The sequence below is a fragment of the Pseudomonas moraviensis subsp. stanleyae genome (assembly GCF_036283065.1).
In the GTDB taxonomy this organism is placed as follows: Bacteria; Pseudomonadota; Gammaproteobacteria; order Pseudomonadales; family Pseudomonadaceae; genus Aquipseudomonas; species Aquipseudomonas stanleyae.
Genome location: NZ_JAADJI010000005.1, coordinates 100,542 through 119,275, shown reverse-complemented (window position 1 = coordinate 119,275; position 18,734 = coordinate 100,542). Strand labels below are relative to the sequence as shown.

The following is an 18,734-nucleotide window of genomic DNA, read 5'->3' as shown; positions in this document are numbered from 1 at the left end:
TTGTTCCCCCTAGTGGGAGCGAGCCTGCTCGCGAAGAGGGCGTGTCAGTCAACATCATTGCCATCTGAACCACTGCGTTCGCGAGCAGGCTCGCTCCCACAAGAGAATTATGGTGTGTCAGGAAGGGCGGGGAGGTTGTAGAACGCCCGGGCACACGCGGTGCTATGCGCGGCAAGTTGTTCTTCGGTTTCGCCGCGATGCAGCGCCACCTCGCGCAGCACTTCGGTCAGATACGCCGGCTCGTTGCGGCCGTTTTTCGGTTTCGGTCGCAGCGTGCGTGGCAGCAGATATGGCGCGTCGCTTTCCAGCATCAGCCGTCCCGGTTTGATCTCTTTCACCAGCGGATGCAGATGCGTGCCCCGGCGCTCGTCGCAGATCCACCCGGTAATGCCGATGTGCAGATCCAGATCGAGGTAGCTGAACAGGGCTTTCTGTTCGCCGGTGAAGCAGTGCACCACCGCCGCCGGCAGTTGATCGCGGAAGTCCTTGAGGATTTCCAGCAGGCGCTGGCTGGCCTCACGCTCATGCAGGAACACCGGCAATTGCAGTTCGGCGGCCAGTGCCAGATGTTCTTCGAGAACCTTTTCCTGCTGCGCGCGCGGGGAGAAATCGCGGTTGAAATCCAGCCCGCATTCACCCACCGCGACGACGTTGGATTCGTTCAACAAACTGCGCAGGCGACGAGCACTGTCAGCGTTCCAGTCGCTGGCAGAATGCGGATGAATACCGGCGGTGGCGAACAGCCGTTGGCCGCTTTCGTCCAGTTGCTGGCACAGCTCCAGCGCCTGCTCGCTACCCTCGACGCTGGTGCCGGTGAGGACCAGTTGGCAGACGCCGGCGGCGTAGGCGCGGTCGAGCACGGCCTGGTGTTTGTCGGCGAAACTGGGGTTGGTCAGGTTGACGCCGATATCGATGAGTTGCATGGTGCTACCTCGGGCCGAAGGCCGGAAAGCATATCAGAGCTGTAGATTTATAAGAAAAGCCAAGAACTACAACGACTTATGGCTGTCTGTTGAGGCCGCGAAGGACTCCGGGGTGGCGACAATGCCATCACTGTGCCAGTCTCTCGCACTTTACCAGCGCACAAAGCGCTCTGTTTTCGTCGGTGATGTCGCCCTTTTTTATGGTGAAATCGCCCCGTATTCTTTTCGGAGAGTGGATGCATCGTCCCTCGGTTCTGCTGCTGTTGTGTGCTGCGTTGCTGCTGCCGCTGACGGCGGTCGCGCGCCTGCCCGGGCCGCTGCAAGCCGTGCCGGCGACCAAGGTTCGCGACCTCTCGGACATTCGCAGCAGCCGCGTGCTGCGGGTGCTGGTCAATCAGAGCCGCAACAGCTCCGGCGAAGTCCAGGGCCAGGCCATTGGTGTCGAATACCACCGACTGCGCGCCTTCGAGCAATACCTCAATGGCCATGCCCGCGATGGCCAGGACGTTACCCTCAAAATCATTCCCAAAGCCAAGGATCAATTGCTCGGCGCCTTGCAGCGCGGCGAAGGCGATCTGGTCGCGCCCGGCGAGCTGCTCGATCTGCCCTCGGGCTATGCGGTCGCCAGCAGTGAGCCGATCGCCAGCAACGTGCCGCTGGTGCTGGTCGGCATCAAGGGCCAGCGCCGCTATACCAAGGTCGAGCAACTGTCCGGCAAAACCCTGGCCCTGCCCACTGGCAGTGCGGCGGGGGAGGTGGTCAGCCAGCTCAACCAGAAACTGGCGCTGCACAAACTGGCGCCGATCAATATCGAATGGGTTGATCCGACGCTGGCCGTGGAGGACGTGCTGGAAATGGTCCAGGGCGGGATTTTCCACCTGACCATCGTCGAGCAACCGATTGCCGAGCGCTGGGGCAAGATCCTGCCGAAGCTGCGCCTCGATCGGCAACTGAGCCTCGGCGAGCCGGGCGAAGAGCACTGGTTCGTGCGCCGCGATGCGTCGATGTTGCGCGCGAGCATCGACCGCTTTCTCACCGGCTATAAGAAACCGTCAGACGAAGACGCCGCGTTCCTGCGTATCTATCGACGCCTGTATCAGGTGCACAATCCGCTGGCCAAGGCGGATCGCCAGCGTCTGGAAAAACTCCGTCCGACGCTGCAGAAGCACGCCGAAGCGCAGAACATGGACTGGCTCAACCTCGCGGCGCTGGCGTTCAAGGAATCGCGTCTGCAGCCCAACGCCCGCAGCGGCAGCGGCCCGACCGGGCTGATGCAGATCACCCCGTCCGCCGCGCAACGGGTCGGCGTGAGCAATATCCACAATCTCGATGCAAATGTGCAGGCCGGCGCCAAGTACCTGGCGATGATCCGCCGCAAGTTCTTCAGCAGCCCGAAACTCAACGAGCGTGAGCGCATGGCTTTCACCCTCGCCGCGTACAACATCGGCCCCGAGCGCGTGCAGGGAATGCGCGCCGAAGCGCGCCGCCGTGGCCTGAATCCCAATCAATGGTTTTTCCAGGTCGAGCGCATCGCCATGGAGCAGGTGGGAATGGGCGCCGTCAGCTATGTTAATAGCGTGAACAAGTACTACCTGGCATTCGACCGGGAGCGCGAATCGCTTGAGCCCCGGCAGCAGAAAGTGGTCACACGGAAATAATCAAATAATCCGATTGTTATGGCGAAATTTTTGCGCTTTAAGCATGAAATAAACTGATTAATATAGCGACCAACCCAAACACATAAACACTTCTGCACAACAAGGAATGCACCATGAGCTCTCTGATCAACAAGGTTCTGTTCACCCGCGCCGGTTACGGCCTGACTGTCCTGCGCATTGCTGTCGGCGTGATCTTCGCCGCCCACGGTTCGCAGAAACTCTTTGGTCTGTTCGGTGGTTACGGCCTGGCCGGCACCGCACAATGGATGGAAAGCATCGGCTTGACCCCGGGGTACCTGATGGCCTCGCTGGCCGGTGGTACCGAGTTCTTCGCCGGTCTGGCCCTGATCATCGGCCTGCTGGCACGCCCGGCGGCACTGGGTCTGGCGTTCCTCTCGCTGGTGGCAATCTTCTCGGTGCATATCGGCAACGGTCTGTTCATGGCCAACAACGGTTATGAGTTCGCCCTGGCTCTGCTGGCCGGTAGCATTGCGGTACTGATCGAAGGCGCCGGCAAGCTCTCGGCGGATCGCGCCATCGCCGGTTGAAGGCTCTGGCTCAAGGCAAAGGCCCGCATTGCGCGGGCCTTTTTTTGTTGCGGGCGATTCTTGACACTGGTCGGTCACGTTCTCTAGGATGTTGCTCATGCGCCGATTTAAACAGCTACTTGCGGGGCGCCAGGTGACTTCTACAGTTACCGTCAGAAGCCGGAACAGGGCTTCGAAATACCGCTAAAGCGCTGGTTCGGTGTTGCCTCTCACCTGCCATGCAGACTTTTGAGGCAGAGACACGACAGATGAACGCACTAAGCCCTCCAGCACGTCCCGCGCCGATCACGGCACATGTCACCCAGCGCAACCCGAAAATCCTGCTTGGCGGCAAACACCAGCCGACGCTGTTGCGTTATCTCGATGGCTGGCCACGTCGCAGCGGCGGTCCTGCCGCGTTCCTGATCCAGTTTGTCGATGACGGCGAGTCGCTGGCGCGTTTCGCCACTGACAGTTTTGATCTGGCGGTGATTCAGGCGCCGAGCGCAGAAGATGCGCCGGAGATGATCAAGCAGCTGACCCGCGTTGCGCGGCAGGGTTTGATCACTCGGCGCTGATTGGCCTTACAGATATTCAATCGCAACGATATAAACGAATTGCTCGCCGGTCGGCGTCTGCACCCGAACTTCTGCGTCGAGTGCCTTGCCGATCAGCGCGCGGGCCAGCGGCGAGTCGATGCTGATCAAGCCCTGTTTGAGGTCCAGTTCATCGGGGCCGACGATGCGGTAGCGCGATTGCTTGCCGTCTTCGTCTTCGATAGTCACCCAGGCGCCGAAGTAGACCTTGTTCGGATCGCTGGGTTTTTCGCTGACTACTTTGAGCGCTTCCAGGCGTTTGGTGAGAAAACGCACGCGGCTGTCGATTTCGCGCAGCATCTTTTTGCCGTAGGTGTACTCGGCGTTTTCCGAACGATCGCCCTGCGCCGCCGCTTCGCTCACAGCCTGAGTGACCTGCGGGCGTCGCACATGCCACAACTCATGGAATTCGGCGCGCATCCGCGCTTCACCCTCGGGGGTGATCAGCGCGGTGCCTGCGGTGCGGGGAGGGCGATAACGGCTCATGGCGACTTCTTGTGATTAAGACGGCTTGAGTCTATCAACCCTCGCGCAACACTGTCAGCGGGCTCGCATTCAGTGCGCGACGGGTGCCGAACACGCCGGCGCCACCAATCAGTGCTGCGCCAATCAGCGGCAATACCAACAGCCACGGATGCGGATGCCATGGCAGGTCGAAGGCGAAGCGGTACAGCACCAGACTGACCACCTCCGAACCGATCGCCGCGAGCAAGCCGCTGACCGCCCCCAACAAACCGAACTCGATACGCCGCGCCTTGATCAGCAATTGCCGCTCGGCACCCAGCGCACGCAACAGCGCACCCTGGCGAATGCGTTCATCCAGCGTCGCCTGCAAGCCGGAGAACAGCACCGCCATCCCCGCAGCCAGAACGAACAACAACACGTATTCCACCGCCAGGGTGACCTGGGCGAGGATGCTGCGCAGCTGTTCGAGCAAGGCTTCGACCTGCAGGATGGTCACCGCCGGGAAGGTCCGCGACAGCTCGACGATCTGCTGATCATGCCCCGGCGCCAGATAGAAACTGGTCAGGTACGTTGCCGGCAAATCCTTCAAGGTGCCGGGCTGGAAGATCATGAAGAAGTTCGGCTGGAAATTATCCCAGTTGATCTCACGCAAGCTGGTGACCTTCGCTTCCCGATTGACCCCGCCAACACTGAACACCATGTGATCGCCGAGTTTCAGTTTCAGGCTTTCGGCCACCTTGCCTTCCACGGAGACGCCCGGCACATCGCCGGACGGCTGGCCGCTCCACCAGGAGCCGGCGGTGAGCTTGTTGCCGGCCGGCAGATCCGCCGCCCAGGTCAGGCTCAGATCGCGTTGAATGGCGCGGTCACCCGCCGAGTCCTTGCTGACGATTTGCTGTACCGGCTCGCCATTGATGCTGATCAGTCGACCCGGCACCACCGGATACAGCGGCGCGGCTTGCGCTGAGACCTTGATCAGGTGATCGGCGAAGGCCTGTTTGTCCGCCGGCAGGATGTTCAGCGCGAAGTAGTTCGGCGCATTTTTCGGCAACTGGTTCTGCCAGGTATCGAGCAGTTCCCCGCGCAGCAGCGCGATCAGCGCCATTGACAGCAGGATCAGACCGAACGCCAGCGATTGCCCCGCCGCCGCCAACGGATGCCGCAGCAACTGCCCAAGGCCCAGGCGCCATGGCAACGATGCGCGGGCGAGCAGGCGACGCAGGCTTTGCAGCAGCAACAGCAGCAGGCCGCCGAGGACCAGCGCAGCGACCACCCCACCGCCGAGCAGGGCGAAGGTCAGCAAAAGGTCGAGGCTCAGACGCCACATGATCAGGCCCAGCGCCCCCAGCGCTGCGCCGTAGACCATCCATGTGCTTGAGGGGATCGGCAGCATGTCGCGGCGCAATACCCGCAGTGGCGGCACGCGACCCAGTGCCGCGAGTGGTGGCAAGGCGAAACCGGCCAATGCCACCAGCCCTGTGCCAATTCCGGCAATCGCCGGAAACAGGCCACCCGGCGGCACATCGCTCGGCAGTAAATCATGCAACAGTGCGAACAGACCCAGTTGCGCCAGCCAGCCGAGCAGGGCGCCACTGATGGCGGCAATCAGGCCGAGCACGGTCAGTTGCAGACTGAACAGGACCATGGTTTCGCGGCGCGACAAGCCGAGGCAGCGCAGCAAGGCACTGGCATCGAAACGCCGGCTGGCGAAACGGTTGGCTGACAACGCCACTGCTACGCCAGCCAACAAAACCGCAACCAGACTGGCCATGTTCAGATAGCGCTCAGCCTTGCCCAACGCACCGCCAATCTGCCGGTTACCGTCACGGGCGTCCTGGATTCGCTGGTTCGCAGCGAGGCCCGGTTTGATCAGCTCGCGATAGGTTTCCAGCGCCTGCGGTTCGCCACGCCACAGTTCGCGGTAACTCACCCGGCTGCCCGGTTGCACCACGCCGGTGGCAGCGAGGTCTTCAAGATTGATCAGTACCCGTGGCGTCAGGCTGTAGAAATTGCCGGCGCGATCCGGTTCATAGGTCAGCACCCGAGTCAGCTGCAAAGTCTTCATGCCGACGTCGATGCTGTCGCCGATCTTCAGATCCAGCGCGGTCAACAGGCGCGCCTCGACCCAGGCTTCACCGGGTTGCGGTTCGCCGCCGACTTCTTCATTGGCAAATGGCGCGGGCGCGCTTTTCAGCTCGCCGCGCAATGGATAGGCGCGGTCGACGGCTTTGATGCTCGAAAGCTGAATGCCGTTGTCGGTGGCGATGACGCTGGAGAACTCCACCACTTGCGCATGATTCAGGCGCAGTTCGGTGCCGCTGCGGATTTGCTCCTCGCGGGCCGGCGAGCTGCCTTCCAGCACCAGATCGGCGCCGAGAAACTCAGTAGCGCGCAGCATCATCGCGCCGTTGAGGCGGGCGCCGAAATAGCCAATCGCGGTGCTCGCCGCGACGGCCACCACCAGCGCAAAGAACAGCACGCGCAACTCCCCGGCGCGGGCATCGCGCATGAGCTGGCGCAGGGCGAGACTGAACAGACGCAACAGCGGCAGACGTGCCATCAAGGCTCCAGAGGGGCGACCAGCAGCCCGGCTTCAAGACGGATCAGGCGCCGGCAGCGATGGGCCAGGCGTTCGTCGTGGGTCACCAGCACCAGGGTGGTGCCGCGTTCCTTGTTCAATTCGAACAGCAAGTCGCTGATGCGCTCGCCAGTGTGGCTGTCGAGATTACCGGTCGGCTCGTCAGCGAACAGCACGTCCGGTTCGGCGGCGAAGGCGCGGGCGATGGCTACACGTTGCTGTTCGCCGCCGGAGAGCTGGCGCGGCGAGTGGGTCAGGCGCTGGCCGAGGCCGACGCGCTGGAGCAGTTGTGTGGCGCGCTCGCGGGCATCTTTGCGGCCGTCGAGTTCGAGCGGCAGCATGACGTTTTCCAGCGCATTGAGGCTGTCGAGCAGTTGAAAGGATTGAAAGACAAAGCCGACGTGCTCGGCGCGGATTCGTGCGCGCTGGTCTTCGTCGAGATTGCTCAGGCCCTGGCCGGCGAGAGTGACTTCGCCGCTGCTCGGCAGGTCGAGGCCGGCGAGCAGGCCGAGGAGGGTGGATTTGCCGGAACCGGACGCGCCGACGATGGCCAGGCTGTCGCCCTTGTTCAGTTCCAGGCTGAGTTCGTGCAGGATAGTCAGTTCACCTTCCGCGCTAGGGACCACTTTGCTGAGGTTCTTCGCGGTGAGAATGCTTGCGCCCATGGAGAATCCGATGCGTGTATGGTTTTTGAGTGCTGGCCTGGCCTTGATGTGCATGGCCCAGAACGCAGCGGCGGGTACTGTCCTGATCGTTGGCGATAGTATCAGCGCCGGTTTCGGCCTGGATACCCGTCTGGGGTGGGTGTCGCTGCTCGAGCAACGGCTCGAACAGGAGGGTTTCGACGATAAAGTGGTCAATGCCTCGATCAGTGGCGACACCAGTGCCGGAGGCCAGGCGCGGCTGCCGGCGCTGCTTGCAGAGCATAAGCCTGAGCTGGTAATCCTCGAGCTGGGTGGCAACGACGGCCTGCGCGGGATGCCGCCAACGCAATTGCAACAAAATCTTGCCTCGATGATCGACAGCTCACGCCAGAGCGGCGCCAAAGTGCTGTTGCTCGGCATGCAGCTGCCGCCCAATTATGGCAAGCGCTACACCGATTCGTTCGCCGAGGTTTACGGCAAGCTCGCAGATGAGAAAAAGGTCCCGTTGGTGCCGTTTTTTCTGGAAGGCGTAGGCGGTCATCCGGACTTGATGCAGGCCGACGGTCTGCACCCGGCCGCCGGGGCTCAGGGCAAGTTGCTGGAAAATGTCTGGCCGACGCTAAAACCGCTGTTATGAGGCTTTTCTAGTGGCAGGCTTTCGGCTAATGTGGCGCCCCCGAATTTGGAGCCCCCGATGCCGCGTCCTGCCTGGTCCCTGTTTGCCTACCAACTGATCGAGCCTGACGAGCAGCTGGACCTGTTCGCCTGCCAGGAAGTGCGGGTGCATCTGGTGACGCGTCAGCTGGAACTCGGTGGCTCGGCCGATCGCACCCTGTGCGGTAGCCTGTTGCCGGCGCAACCGCGCTGGTCGAGCGTGGATCGCCGGGTGTTTCAGGACCAGCGCCTGTGCTCGCTGTGCCGGGCGATTCTCGAATCGCAGAAGCGCGGCACCTCGCCGATCTGGCCTGAGCTGCGTTTCGAGCTCTGAGCGCTCAAGATCAAAGTGTGGGAGCGAGCCTGCTCGCGAAGGGGGTTTATCAATCGACATTTATGGTCGCTGACACACTGCTTTCGCGAGCAGGCTCGCTCCCACCTTGGAAGCACTCTGTCGCCTGTAATTGCGTGACCTCCCGAATCCCCGGGCCGCGGTGTACAATCGCGCCCTTATACCCTTGATGATCATGCGAAGGATTTTCCGGATGTTGCCGCGCTTTCCTGCCGTCACCCGCTGCCTGTCACTTGCCGCCCTGTGTGTGGCCGGTCCCGTTGCTGCATTGGAGCTTCCCCTGCCACCACCCGGCGAGGACATCGTCGGCCAGGTGCAGGTGATCAAAGCCAAGTACGAAGACACCTTCGCTGACTTGGGCACCACCTACGATCTGGGCTATTCGGAAATGGTCGCGGCCAACCCGGGCATCGATGCCTGGCTGCCGGGCGCCGGTACCGAGATCGTTCTGCCGACGCGTTTCATCCTGCCGCCGGGCCCGCGTGAAGGCATCGTCATCAACCTCGCCGAATACCGCCTCTATTACTACCCGAAAGGCCGCGACGTGGTGTACACCTTCCCGCTGGGCATCGGCCGTGAAGGCTGGGGCTCGCCGATCGCGCACACCTCGATCATCGCCAAGACGCCGAACCCGACGTGGACGCCTCCGGCCTCGATCAAGGCCGAGCACGCCGCTGACGGTGATCCGCTGCCGAATGTGGTGCCGGCCGGCCCTGACAACCCGCTGGGCCCGTTCAAGTTCACCCTCGGTACGCCGGGTTACCTGATCCACGGTTCGAACAAGAAGTTCGGCATCGGCATGCGCACCAGCCACGGTTGCTTCCGCATGTTCAACAACAATGTGCTGGAAATGGCCGGCATGGTCCCGGTCGGCACCTCGGTGCGCATCATCAACGACCCGTACAAGTTCGGTCGCAGTGGCGGCAAGGTCTATCTGGAAGCGCACACGCCGCTCGACGACAAGGGCAACCCGTCGGTGGTCGACAAGCACACAGCGGTGATCAACGCGATGCTCAAGCGTGAAGACATTACCAGCAACCTGCGCATGAACTGGGATGTGGTGCGTGATGTAGTCGCGGCCGAAGACGGCCTGCCGGTAGAGATCGCCGTGCCGAATACTTCGGCGCCGATGGTCAGCAGTGCACCGATCGATCTGCAGCAATAAGCATTGATCGAAAACCCGCCGAGGCGTGCAGCGTCGGCGGGTTTTTTATCGTCCGGAGAAAAGCGCCGGGCACAAAAAAGCCGACCCGGAAAACCGGATCGGCTCGATAACAATCCCGAGGGATTATTACTTGCGGCTAGCTTTTTCCAGCATGCGCAGAGCACGCTCGTTAGCTTCGTCAGCAGTCTGTTGTGCTTTTTGAGCAGCAGCCAGAGCTTCATCAGCTTTACGGTAAGCTTCGTCTGCACGAGCCTGGGAGCGAGCAGCTGCGTCTTCAGTAGCGGTCAGACGTGCTTCGGTTTCTTTCGATGCGCTGCTGCAACCGGTAGCCAGAACTGCGGCCAGAGCCAGAGCAGAGAATTTCAGAACGTTGTTCATCGTGTTCCCCTTCAAGGACTTTCAAATTAAGTGGCTGTCTCCTCACGATTGAGGAAATAGCCGGCGTACATACTACCCATTACTTGTAGTAAGTAAACTGACGTAGCGCAAGAAGCAAAAAAAATTGTAGGCGTTGATTCTTTTTCGAGCAACTTTTAACTGCGCTGTATAAAAAATATCCAGCTGCAAGCCCCGGCGTGAGCGACTCAAACCGAAAAAGTTCCCAGCGTTGCATGCTGTTTTTGCGACTTCGGCTAAAGTCCTTCTAAATGAATTCGTCCACACTTTTGTTCAGGTTCTGCGAAGCGCTTCGCGTATCTTTGTTGATGTTCAGGTGACTTTAAAAAAGGTTCCACGTCTTAAGTCTCAACATTCCGGCAATGTTCAGGCAAGCGGCACGCGAAGATCGTCTTGCGGCCCCACTTGCGAGCATCGAAGCCTTTGCCCCCGGACCCTCCGATGACGAGCGTACCTTGAGCATTTTTGCCAATGGTGCCTACTATTCAGCAGGTGTCAGGTTGCGCGAGATCGGTGTGGCTCTTCTCGGTGTCCATCAGGCACGGGGTGGCGTAGATGTTCCTTCGCCGGGAAAACATCGGTAAGGTAGGGGTCACAATCCAAGACCCGCGAGGAGTAGTGATGAGCGAGGCGTTGTCCATCCACCATGACCAGGCTGGTCATCAATTCGAGACCACTGTGGACGGTCATCGTGCTTACCTGACCTACATGGATCTGGGCAAGCAGACCCTGGATATCTATCGCACCTTCGTGCCCAATGCCCTGCGCGGCCGTGGCATTGCCGCAGCGCTGACCGAACGCGCGCTGCAATACGCCGAAGAAATGGGCTACACGGTGATTCCGTCATGCTCCTACGTCGAGCGCTACATGGAACGCCATCAGCGCCGCGCCGCGAAGATCTGAACCGCACACACAAAAACGCCGGACAATGTCCGGCGTTTTTTTATACCCGTAAAACCGTGCTTACGTGCGCTGACGCTTCGGCAATACGTCCTTGAGCTTGGCGTGCATGCTGCGCAAGGTGTTTTCGGTAGCGGACCAATCGATGCAGGCATCGGTGATCGACACGCCGTATTGCAGGTCGGCGAGGTCTTTCGGAATCGCCTGGCAGCCCCAGTTCAGGTGGCTTTCAACCATCAGGCCGATGATCGACTGGTTGCCTTCGAGGATCTGGTTGGCGACGTTCTCCATTACCAGCGGTTGCAGGGCCGGGTCCTTGTTGGAGTTGGCGTGGCTGCAATCGACCATGATGTTCGGCTTGATCTTCGCCTTGTGCAGCGCCTGCTCGCAGAGGGCCACGCTGACCGAATCATAGTTCGGCTTGCCATTACCGCCACGCAGCACCACGTGACCGTAGGCGTTGCCTTTGGTGGTGACGATCGACACGCCACCTTCCTGGTTGATGCCGAGGAAACGGTGCGGGCTGGACACCGACTGCAAGGCGTTGATCGCCACGGTCAGGCCGCCGTCGGTGCCGTTCTTGAAGCCGACCGCCGAGGACAGGCCGGAAGCCATTTCGCGGTGAGTCTGCGATTCGGTGGTACGCGCGCCGATGGCCGACCAGCTGATCAGATCCTGCAGATACTGCGGGGAGATCGGGTCGAGGGCTTCGGTGGCGGTCGGCAGGCCTTTTTCGGCCAGGTCGAGCAACAGCTGGCGACCGATGTGCAGACCGTCCTGGATCTTGAACGAGTCATCGAGGTACGGATCGTTGATCAGACCTTTCCAGCCAACCGTTGTGCGCGGCTTCTCGAAATACACGCGCATGACCAGATACAGAGTGTCGGAGACTTCCTCGGCGAGCACTTTGAGGCGGTCGGCATATTCGTGGGCAGCCTTGATGTCGTGGATCGAGCACGGGCCGATCACGACGAACAGACGGTGGTCGGTGCCATCGAGAATGTTGCGAATGACTTCGCGGCCCTTGGTGACGGTGCGCAGGGCGGCGTCGCTCAGGGGGATATCACGCTTGAGCTGATCGGGAGTGATCAGGGTCTCGTTAGAGGCGACGTTTAGGTCGTTGATCGGTAAATCAGCCATCGTTTACTCGTCAGGTCACGGGTGCCGGCCGCCAGCGATCCCCGCGCGGCGGAGCACAGCAGATTTAGCGCGTCGGGGGAGCCGAACCTTAGCGCGTCAGACGCGGCTCGACAATGGGCAAACCGTGCTTTAGTCCAGCGCTGGCTGCGCAAAAGCCTTGCGGAGGTTGTCGTGGGAGAACTCTTCGGCATGCTCCTCGACCCATTGCAGAGCCAGCGCCTGGATATCCTGCAGGTCATCGTGGCTGTCCTGCATGCGCGAATAGCGTTCGATCTGACACACCTGCTCACCCATTCGCGCGCTGAACAGGGTCTGTTCGTCAGTGAAGGCGATGCCCACCAGATAGCCTTTTTTACGGCGCAGACACCAGGCCACGTAGCCCGGACAGCAGAAGTCGGCATTCAGCGTCGGCATGCGTACTTGCAGCGCAGTGCCGTGGCGCCAGGCGCGGTGGTAATTGCAAGCGATGCCGCCGAGGCTGATAGTGTGCAGCTGTTGTCTGGAAATGCATTCAGGCTTGAGTAACGTCAATTCAACCGGCACTTCGTCCGGATGAGGAATGAAACGTCCCATGAGCACAGACTCCCTGTGTCGGCCATCTGACATTGTTTCACCCAGTATAGTGGTCGAATCCGAGCTGACCGACTTCGACGCCGACCAGCGGCTGCTGGCGATGAAAGGGGTTTGCCTGGTGATTTTCACCAGCGTCGGCTGCGCCAGTTGTCGCTATGCCCGCGAGGTGGTGCCGGGTATGCCGCTGGCGATCAATCGGCTGTGCTGGATCGACGCCGGCAACAACGGCGGGCTGGTCGAGCGTTATCAGGTGTTTCATTTGCCGGCGCTGTTTGTGGTGCGCGACGGCGAGTTCTTTGGCGCCGTGCACAGCCGCCTGACGGTTGATGGGCTCAACCAGGCAGTGGCACAGGCGCTGGGTCGAATTGCAGAGGAGTTGCCATGAGCGAGACAGTCAGCAAACCGGTGGTGGGGATTATCGGCACCGGTGCAATCGGTGGGTTTTACGGGGTGATGCTGGCGCGTGCCGGTTTCGACGTGCACTTCTTGTTGCGCAGCGAATTTTCCGCCGTGGCTGAGCACGGTTTGCAGATCAACAGTGCGGTGCATGGCCCGATGACGCTGCATCCGGCCAATGCCTACTGCGCCGCCGCAGATATGCCGCCCTGCGACTGGCTGCTGGTTGGCACCAAGACCACCAGCAATGCCGGTCTCGCGCCGGCGATCATTCACGCGGCCAAACCTGACGCCAGAGTACTGTTGCTGCAAAACGGTCTGGATGTCGAAGACAGCCTGCGTCCGCTGCTGCCGGATTCGCTGCATCTGCTCGGCGGCCTGTGCCTGATCTGCGTGAATCGCGAAGGCCCGGGGCAGATTACCCATCAGGCCCTTGGCGCGGTGAACGTCGGTTACCACAGCGGCTCGGCCATTGATGAAGTAGCGCGCATGGCGATCGTCGAGGAGGGCGCCGGACTGTTTCGCGCGGCCGGCATTGAGTCGCAGGCGATGGCCAATCTGCATCAGGCGCGCTGGCAGAAACTGGTGTGGAATATTCCCTATAACGGCCTTTCGGTGTTGCTCGGCGCGGGCACTGAAGCGCTGATGCGCGACGCCGACAGCCGCACGTCGATTCAGGCGTTGATGGCCGAAGTGGTGCAGGGCGCCCGGGCCTGTGGATACGAGATCCCGCCCGGCTATGCCGAGTACCTGTTCACCATGACGGAAAAAATGCCCGATTACTGGCCGAGCATGTACCACGACTTTGCACACAAGCGTCCGCTGGAACTGGAGGCGATCTACGCCCGGCCACTGGCGGCGGCGAAAGCGGCTGGCTATGAATTGCCGCGCATCGAGGCGTTGTATCGCCATTTGGGTTTTATCGACCGACGCAATATTTGAGTCGGAGGCTTGGGGGGCAGCATGGCCAATAACATCGATGACAAACTGGTGCTGGCGATTTCCTCGCGCGCCTTGTTCGACCTGAGCGAAAGCCACAAGGTCTACCTGTCGAGCGGCGTCGAAGCCTATCGGCAATATCAGATCGAGCACGAAGACGAAATCCTTGCGCCGGGCGATGCGTTCCCGCTGGTGGAAAAACTCCTGAGCCTGAACAGCCGTCTCGGCCGCGCGCGGGTCGAGGTGATTCTGGTTTCCCGTAACAGCGCCGATACCGGGCTGCGCGTGTTCAATTCGATTCACCATTATGGGCTGGCGATTTCCCGCGCGGCGTTCGTTGGTGGGCGCAGCCCTTATCCGTATCTGAAAGCGTTTGGCTGTGATCTGTTTCTCTCGACCCACGCCGAAGACGTGCGTGCGGCGTTGGATGCCGGGTTCGCAGCGGCAACCATTCTGTCCGGTGGCGCCAGCCGTGCGGCCAGCGATGAATTGCGCATTGCCTTCGACGGTGATGCGGTGATTTTTTCCGACGAGTCCGAGCGCGTCTATCAGTCCGGTGGCCTCGAGGCGTTTCAGGCCAAGGAACGCGAATCGGCGCGCGAGCCATTGCGCGGCGGGCCGTTCAAGGGGTTTCTGGCAGCGCTGAATCTCTTGCAGCGCGAGTTTCCCGATGACGATTGCCCGATCCGCACGGCGCTGGTGACCGCGCGGTCGGCACCGGCCCACGAGCGGGTGATTCGCACACTGCGCGAATGGGATATCCGTCTCGACGAATCGCTGTTTCTCGGGGGGCTGACCAAATCGGCGTTCCTCGAAGCCTTCGCTGCCGACGTGTTCTTCGATGACCAGACCGGCCATTGCGAGCTGGCCCGGGAAGTGGTCGCCACCGGCCACGTGCCCCATGGCATCAGCAACGAACCGCCGATCTAGAGCCTTTTCATTCAGGACGTTGCGTCGCACGTCGCACTCGCCAAGGCACTGCTAAGCTGAATCAATCTCCGCCATCGTTGGCTCGCGAGGAGGTCCCGATGATTCGCTCAATGCTGTATGCCACCGACCTCGGTCTTTATGCACCGTTCGTGATGCAGCATGCCCTGGCGTTGGCGCGCACCTTCAATGCCGATCTGTATGTAGTGCACGCGGTGGAACCCATGGGCCTGTTTGCCGAGTCGGTGCTGCAGAGCTATCTCGACGAACAGGCATTGAACGAATTCCATAGTCAGGGTCTGAAAACAGTCATCGCCAATATCGAACAACGGGTGCTCGACAGCTTTCGTGAAGAACTGGGGGACGACGGCGAACAGGATCTGCAGCGCATTCGCGCCGTGCGCGTGCTGCAGGGCGACCCGTCGCAGGTGATTCTCGAACAGGTGCACAAGCTCTCGGTCGATCTGCTGATCGTCGGCAGTCACAGCCATGGCGTCGGTGCAGAAACGCCGTTGGGGCGCACGGCGGCGCGGGTTCTGCAACTGGCCAAGGTGCCGGTGTATCTGGTGCCACTGATGGAGCGCCGCCGGCGCGAAGATCGTTGAAGCAGGAATAATGGCGTTTTGATAAAAAGTTCTAGATTTATTCTTCAAACCATTAATATAGTTATATACCGTCGCTGATGCCCGTGGCGTCTACCTGCTTTGAGGGATTGATATGAAGCTTCAACAACTGCGCTACATCTGGGAAGTGGCGCACCACGACCTCAACGTTTCCGCTACCGCCCAAAGCCTGTACACCTCGCAGCCGGGCATCAGTAAGCAGATCCGCCTGCTGGAAGACGAACTGGGTGTCGAAGTCTTTGCCCGCAGTGGCAAGCACCTGACCCGCGTCACCCCGGCCGGCGAGCGCATCATCACCACCGCCGGCGAGATTCTGCGCAAAGTCGAAAGCATCAAGCAGATTGCCCAGGAATTCTCCAACGAGAAAAAAGGCACCCTGTCGATCGCCACTACCCACACCCAGGCGCGTTATGCGCTGCCGCCGGTGATCAGCAATTTCATCAAGCAATACCCGGACGTGGCCCTGCACATGCATCAGGGCTCGCCGATGCAGATCGCCGAAATGGCCGCTGACGGCACCGTCGATTTCGCCATTGCCACCGAGGCACTGGAGCTGTTCGGCGATCTGGTGATGATGCCTTGCTACCGCTGGAACCGTTGCGTGGTCGTGCCTCATGGGCACCCGCTGACCAAGCTGCCGAAGCTGACCCTCGAAGCCCTGGCCGAATACCCGATCGTCACTTATGTGTTCGGTTTCACCGGCCGCTCCAAGCTCGACGAAGCCTTCAGCCATCGTGGCCTGACGCCGAAAGTGGTGTTCACCGCCGCTGACGCCGACGTGATCAAAACCTACGTGCGCCTGGGTCTGGGCGTGGGCATCGTGGCTAAAATGGCCGTCGATACCAAACTCGACAACGACCTGGTGGTGCTGGACGCCAGCGAGCTGTTCGAGTCGAGCATCACCAAGATCGGTTTCCGTCGCGGCACGTTCCTGCGTGGCTTCATGTGCGACTTCATCGAGAAGTTCGCCCCGCACCTGACCCGCGAAGTCATGGCCAAGGCCATTCAGTGCCACAACAAGCAAGAGCTGGAAGAGCTGTTCGACGGCGTCGAACTGCCAGTGCACTAAGCACCCGCTTCAGAGCACCTCGGTGACAGCGAACTGTTGCCGGGTGCCCGCCACCAGAATCTCCACCTCATCACCCTCGAACTTGCCCAGCAGGCTTTTGCCCAGTGGCGAGCGCGGGGTGATGACGGTTATCGGTTGACCCACCACGTCGACTTTCAGCCCCGCCGCATCCGGGGCGAGAAACAGCCATTGCTCGCGACCCTTTTCGTCTTCCAGACCGAGCAGGGCGCCGACTTCGATACCGCGGTTTGCATCGTAGGCACGCAACGTCAGGTTCTGGCACAGCGCCAGTGACTGACGGATTTCCTCGACCCGTTTCGCCTGACCGGCGGCCAGATACGACGCCTCCAGCCCCAGCGTGTCGTATTTGTTTTCGGCGATGTTTTCTTCGTGGGTCGCGGTTTCGTAAGCGGTTTGCGCGGCGCGCTCGGCAATGTCGAGGTCGATGCGCAGCTTGTCGATAATCAATTGGTGGACACTGTGTTTGTTCATGATCAATCGCAGAATTGCAAAACGTTGGCGCGGCTCTTTTCGGTCGGCGCGGTCTGGTCCTGCTGCAGCCAGAACTGGCATTTCGGGTTGGATGCATTGCGCGAATTGGCGCGCGCCTGATCCAGCCGGGCCTGCTGTTCATTCTTGCGCAGGTTTTCTTCGTACTGCTGGAACATCGGCGTTGGCGGCGGCCCAACGTCCGGCTGTGGCTCGACGGCTGCTGGTGGATTGACGCGCTGCTGCACCGCTTGCGCGACCGGGGCCCATTGCTCGGCAAAAAACAGACGCGATAGCAGCCAGCAAGTCAGCGCAATCGCGAGGAACCCCAGCCACAGGCCCAGCGCAATACTGCCGGTCAGCTGTAGCGCGCTAAGCTGAACGGGCAAGGGACGACGCGGATTGGGACGGTAGGGCATGGCGGCCTCCTGGCGGATGGTTGCGGGCAAGTGGCGATTGTCGCACGAAGATTAATCGCCGTCGGCTCTTCTGCGCGAGGGCATTTATGCGGACAATCGAGGTTTTTTGCCAACGGGAGAAAGGCATGCCTGAAGTGAAACCCCGCTGGGACATTTTCTGCACCGTGGTCGATAACTATGGCGACATCGGCGTGACCTGGCGCCTGGCCCGGCAAGTGGTGGCCGAACATGCCTTGCCGGTGCGCCTGTGGGTGGATGATCTGCGCGCCTTCGAGCGTATCTGCCCAGAGATCGATATCGATCTTGCGCAGCAGTGGCAGCAGGGTGTCGAGGTGCATCAGTGGCCGAAGCAATGGCTGCACGCCGACTCAGCCGACGTAGTCATCGCAGCCTTCGCCTGTCAGTTGCCCACTGATTACATGGACAGCATGGCCGCCCGGGCTACGCCGCCGCTGTGGCTCAACCTCGATTATCTCAGCGCCGAAGACTGGGTCAGCGGCTGCCACGGCTTGCCGTCGGTGAAATACAAAACGGTGCAGAAGTTCTTTTTCTTTCCGGGCTTCAAACCGGGCACCGGCGGCCTGCTGCGTGAACGCAGGTTGCTAGAACAGCGTCGGCAGTTTCAGCAGGATCGATCGGCCCAGCGACATTTCCTGCAAGGCCTGGGCATCGATCCTGTACCCGGCGCACAGTTGATCTCGTTGTTTGCTTACGAGAATGCCGGGTTGGCCAGTTGGCTGGATGTGCTGGCCGCCGATGCACAGCCGACTCACCTGCTGGTGCCGGAAGGGCGGATTCTCGGCGATGTGGCGTGCTGGCTGGACGTGGAAACCTTGATGGTCGGCGCGATTCACCAGCGTCAGTCACTCACCGTGCAAGTGCTGCCGTTCGTCCGTCAGGACCAATACGATCATTTGCTCTGGTGCTGCGATTTCAACGCGGTGCGCGGTGAAGACTCGTTCGTGCGCGCGCAATGGGCGGGGCGACCGATGCTCTGGCACATCTATCAGCAGGACGACGACATCCATCTGGACAAGCTCGATGCTTTTCTCGCGCTCTACACCAAAGACCTTTCGCCTGCTGCTGCGCAGGCGATGAACGGTCTGTGGCGCGCCTGGAGCGCTGGCCAACCGATCGGCGAGCACTGGCTGGCGGCGCGAAATCATTGGCCGGAACTCGAGGAAAATGCTGAGGCATGGTGTCTGGAACGAGCCTTGCAGGCGGATCTTGCCACGGCGCTGGTGCAGTTTTACCTAAATTGGATATGATACGCGGCCTAGATTTTTGTAAATCCCATCCAA

General features: G+C 60.8%; 22 protein-coding genes. 13 read left to right on the top strand and 9 right to left on the bottom strand.

The genetic code is table 11. The annotated features are described in order from the left end of the window. Positions 1 to 107 precede the first annotated feature (107 nt). A complete protein-coding gene (locus GXB78_RS10305; protein WP_329515307.1) occupies positions 108 to 923 on the bottom strand; it encodes a TatD family hydrolase in 816 nt (271 codons plus the stop codon). Between the two features lie 236 nt (positions 924 to 1,159). On the opposite strand from GXB78_RS10305, the gene GXB78_RS10300 reads away from it, so the two are divergent. The 3 genes from GXB78_RS10300 to GXB78_RS10290 all read left to right on the top strand — a co-directional run bounded on the left by GXB78_RS10300 (position 1,160) and on the right by GXB78_RS10290 (position 3,686). Continuing rightward, the gene (locus GXB78_RS10300) at positions 1,160 to 2,581 is read left to right on the top strand and encodes an MltF family protein (protein WP_329515306.1); all 1,422 of its coding nucleotides are present in this window, start codon (positions 1,160 to 1,162) and stop codon (positions 2,579 to 2,581) included. 113 nt (positions 2,582 to 2,694) lie between these two features. Next, the gene (locus tag GXB78_RS10295; RefSeq protein ID WP_016770887.1) at positions 2,695 to 3,129 is read left to right on the top strand and encodes a DoxX family protein; all 435 of its coding nucleotides are present in this window, start codon (positions 2,695 to 2,697) and stop codon (positions 3,127 to 3,129) included. A gap of 248 nt (positions 3,130 to 3,377) precedes the next feature. After that, entirely contained in the window at positions 3,378 to 3,686 is a 309-nt protein-coding gene (locus GXB78_RS10290) for a class I SAM-dependent methyltransferase (protein WP_329515305.1), read from the top strand. A gap of 6 nt (positions 3,687 to 3,692) precedes the next feature. On the opposite strand, the gene greB is transcribed toward GXB78_RS10290, so the two are convergent. From greB to GXB78_RS10275, 3 genes are read right to left on the bottom strand one after another with little or no spacing between them, the layout of a single operon-like run. After that, positions 3,693 to 4,190, bottom strand: coding sequence for a transcription elongation factor GreB (greB, locus tag GXB78_RS10285; protein WP_329515304.1), 498 nt, complete (start codon positions 4,188 to 4,190; stop codon positions 3,693 to 3,695). A 34-nt stretch (positions 4,191 to 4,224) separates the two neighbouring features. Then, positions 4,225 to 6,729 carry an ABC transporter permease gene (locus GXB78_RS10280; RefSeq protein ID WP_329515303.1) on the bottom strand — a complete coding sequence of 835 codons (2,505 nt, stop codon included), beginning with the start codon at positions 6,727 to 6,729 and terminating at the stop codon, positions 4,225 to 4,227. Then, the gene (locus tag GXB78_RS10275) at positions 6,729 to 7,412 is read right to left on the bottom strand and encodes an ABC transporter ATP-binding protein (protein WP_016770883.1); all 684 of its coding nucleotides are present in this window, start codon (positions 7,410 to 7,412) and stop codon (positions 6,729 to 6,731) included. The genes GXB78_RS10280 and GXB78_RS10275 overlap by 1 nt, the downstream gene beginning before the upstream one ends. 10 nt (positions 7,413 to 7,422) lie before the next feature. Between GXB78_RS10275 and GXB78_RS10270 the strand changes: the two genes are divergently transcribed. The 3 genes from GXB78_RS10270 (at position 7,423) to GXB78_RS10260 (ending at position 9,562) form a co-directional block, all read left to right on the top strand. Beyond that, the gene (locus GXB78_RS10270; RefSeq protein WP_042607895.1) at positions 7,423 to 8,028 is read left to right on the top strand and encodes an arylesterase; all 606 of its coding nucleotides are present in this window, start codon (positions 7,423 to 7,425) and stop codon (positions 8,026 to 8,028) included. A gap of 57 nt (positions 8,029 to 8,085) precedes the next feature. After that, positions 8,086 to 8,379 (top strand): hypothetical protein, encoded by a 294-nt coding sequence (locus GXB78_RS10265; RefSeq protein ID WP_003226812.1) that lies wholly within the window; start codon positions 8,086 to 8,088, stop codon positions 8,377 to 8,379. 211 nt (positions 8,380 to 8,590) lie between these two features. Next, the gene (locus tag GXB78_RS10260; protein ID WP_024013783.1) at positions 8,591 to 9,562 is read left to right on the top strand and encodes a L,D-transpeptidase family protein; all 972 of its coding nucleotides are present in this window, start codon (positions 8,591 to 8,593) and stop codon (positions 9,560 to 9,562) included. Between the two features lie 126 nt (positions 9,563 to 9,688). Here GXB78_RS10260 and oprI read toward each other — a convergent pair whose 3' ends face one another. Next, complete coding sequence (gene oprI / locus GXB78_RS10255) at positions 9,689 to 9,940, bottom strand: outer membrane lipoprotei OprI (RefSeq protein ID WP_003183784.1); 252 nt, start codon at positions 9,938 to 9,940, stop codon at positions 9,689 to 9,691. A gap of 639 nt (positions 9,941 to 10,579) precedes the next feature. Here oprI and GXB78_RS10250 point away from each other — a divergent pair. Continuing rightward, on the top strand, positions 10,580 to 10,861 hold the full coding sequence (locus GXB78_RS10250; RefSeq protein ID WP_016770879.1) for a GNAT family N-acetyltransferase: 282 nt from the start codon (positions 10,580 to 10,582) through the stop codon (positions 10,859 to 10,861). A 60-nt stretch (positions 10,862 to 10,921) separates the two neighbouring features. Here the strand turns inward: GXB78_RS10250 and GXB78_RS10245 are convergent, their stop codons facing one another. Both GXB78_RS10245 and GXB78_RS10240 read right to left on the bottom strand, forming a co-directional pair. After that, a complete protein-coding gene (locus GXB78_RS10245; protein ID WP_329515302.1) occupies positions 10,922 to 11,998 on the bottom strand; it encodes a 3-deoxy-7-phosphoheptulonate synthase in 1,077 nt (358 codons plus the stop codon). Between the two features lie 129 nt (positions 11,999 to 12,127). Beyond that, positions 12,128 to 12,571, bottom strand: a complete 444-nt coding sequence (locus GXB78_RS10240; protein WP_041478403.1) for a PilZ domain-containing protein — start codon at positions 12,569 to 12,571, stop codon at positions 12,128 to 12,130. On the opposite strand from GXB78_RS10240, the gene GXB78_RS10235 reads away from it, so the two are divergent. The 5 genes from GXB78_RS10235 (at position 12,570) to cysB (ending at position 16,525) form a co-directional block, all read left to right on the top strand. After that, positions 12,570 to 12,956 (top strand): thioredoxin family protein, encoded by a 387-nt coding sequence (locus tag GXB78_RS10235; RefSeq protein WP_329515301.1) that lies wholly within the window; start codon positions 12,570 to 12,572, stop codon positions 12,954 to 12,956. The genes GXB78_RS10240 and GXB78_RS10235 overlap by 2 nt on opposite strands. Next, positions 12,953 to 13,909 (top strand): putative 2-dehydropantoate 2-reductase, encoded by a 957-nt coding sequence (locus tag GXB78_RS10230; protein WP_329515300.1) that lies wholly within the window; start codon positions 12,953 to 12,955, stop codon positions 13,907 to 13,909. The genes GXB78_RS10235 and GXB78_RS10230 overlap by 4 nt, the downstream gene beginning before the upstream one ends. Before the next feature lie 21 nt (positions 13,910 to 13,930). Continuing rightward, complete coding sequence (locus tag GXB78_RS10225; protein ID WP_024013777.1) at positions 13,931 to 14,836, top strand: 5'-nucleotidase; 906 nt, start codon at positions 13,931 to 13,933, stop codon at positions 14,834 to 14,836. 98 nt (positions 14,837 to 14,934) lie between these two features. Then, a complete protein-coding gene (locus GXB78_RS10220; protein ID WP_039759918.1) occupies positions 14,935 to 15,438 on the top strand; it encodes a universal stress protein in 504 nt (167 codons plus the stop codon). 112 nt (positions 15,439 to 15,550) lie between these two features. After that, entirely contained in the window at positions 15,551 to 16,525 is a 975-nt protein-coding gene (gene cysB, locus GXB78_RS10215; RefSeq protein WP_016770873.1) for an HTH-type transcriptional regulator CysB, read from the top strand. Positions 16,526 to 16,534: 9 nt separating this feature from the next. On the opposite strand, the gene GXB78_RS10210 is transcribed toward cysB, so the two are convergent. Both GXB78_RS10210 and GXB78_RS10205 read right to left on the bottom strand, forming a co-directional pair. Then, the gene (locus GXB78_RS10210) at positions 16,535 to 17,017 is read right to left on the bottom strand and encodes a GreA/GreB family elongation factor (protein ID WP_329515298.1); all 483 of its coding nucleotides are present in this window, start codon (positions 17,015 to 17,017) and stop codon (positions 16,535 to 16,537) included. 2 nt (positions 17,018 to 17,019) lie between these two features. Beyond that, positions 17,020 to 17,433 carry a hypothetical protein gene (locus GXB78_RS10205; RefSeq protein ID WP_329515297.1) on the bottom strand — a complete coding sequence of 138 codons (414 nt, stop codon included), beginning with the start codon at positions 17,431 to 17,433 and terminating at the stop codon, positions 17,020 to 17,022. A 125-nt stretch (positions 17,434 to 17,558) separates the two neighbouring features. On the opposite strand from GXB78_RS10205, the gene earP reads away from it, so the two are divergent. Continuing rightward, positions 17,559 to 18,701: an elongation factor P maturation arginine rhamnosyltransferase EarP gene (gene earP, locus GXB78_RS10200; protein WP_329515296.1), complete on the top strand. Its 1,143-nt coding sequence runs from the start codon at positions 17,559 to 17,561 to the stop codon at positions 18,699 to 18,701. Positions 18,702 to 18,734 lie beyond the last annotated feature (33 nt).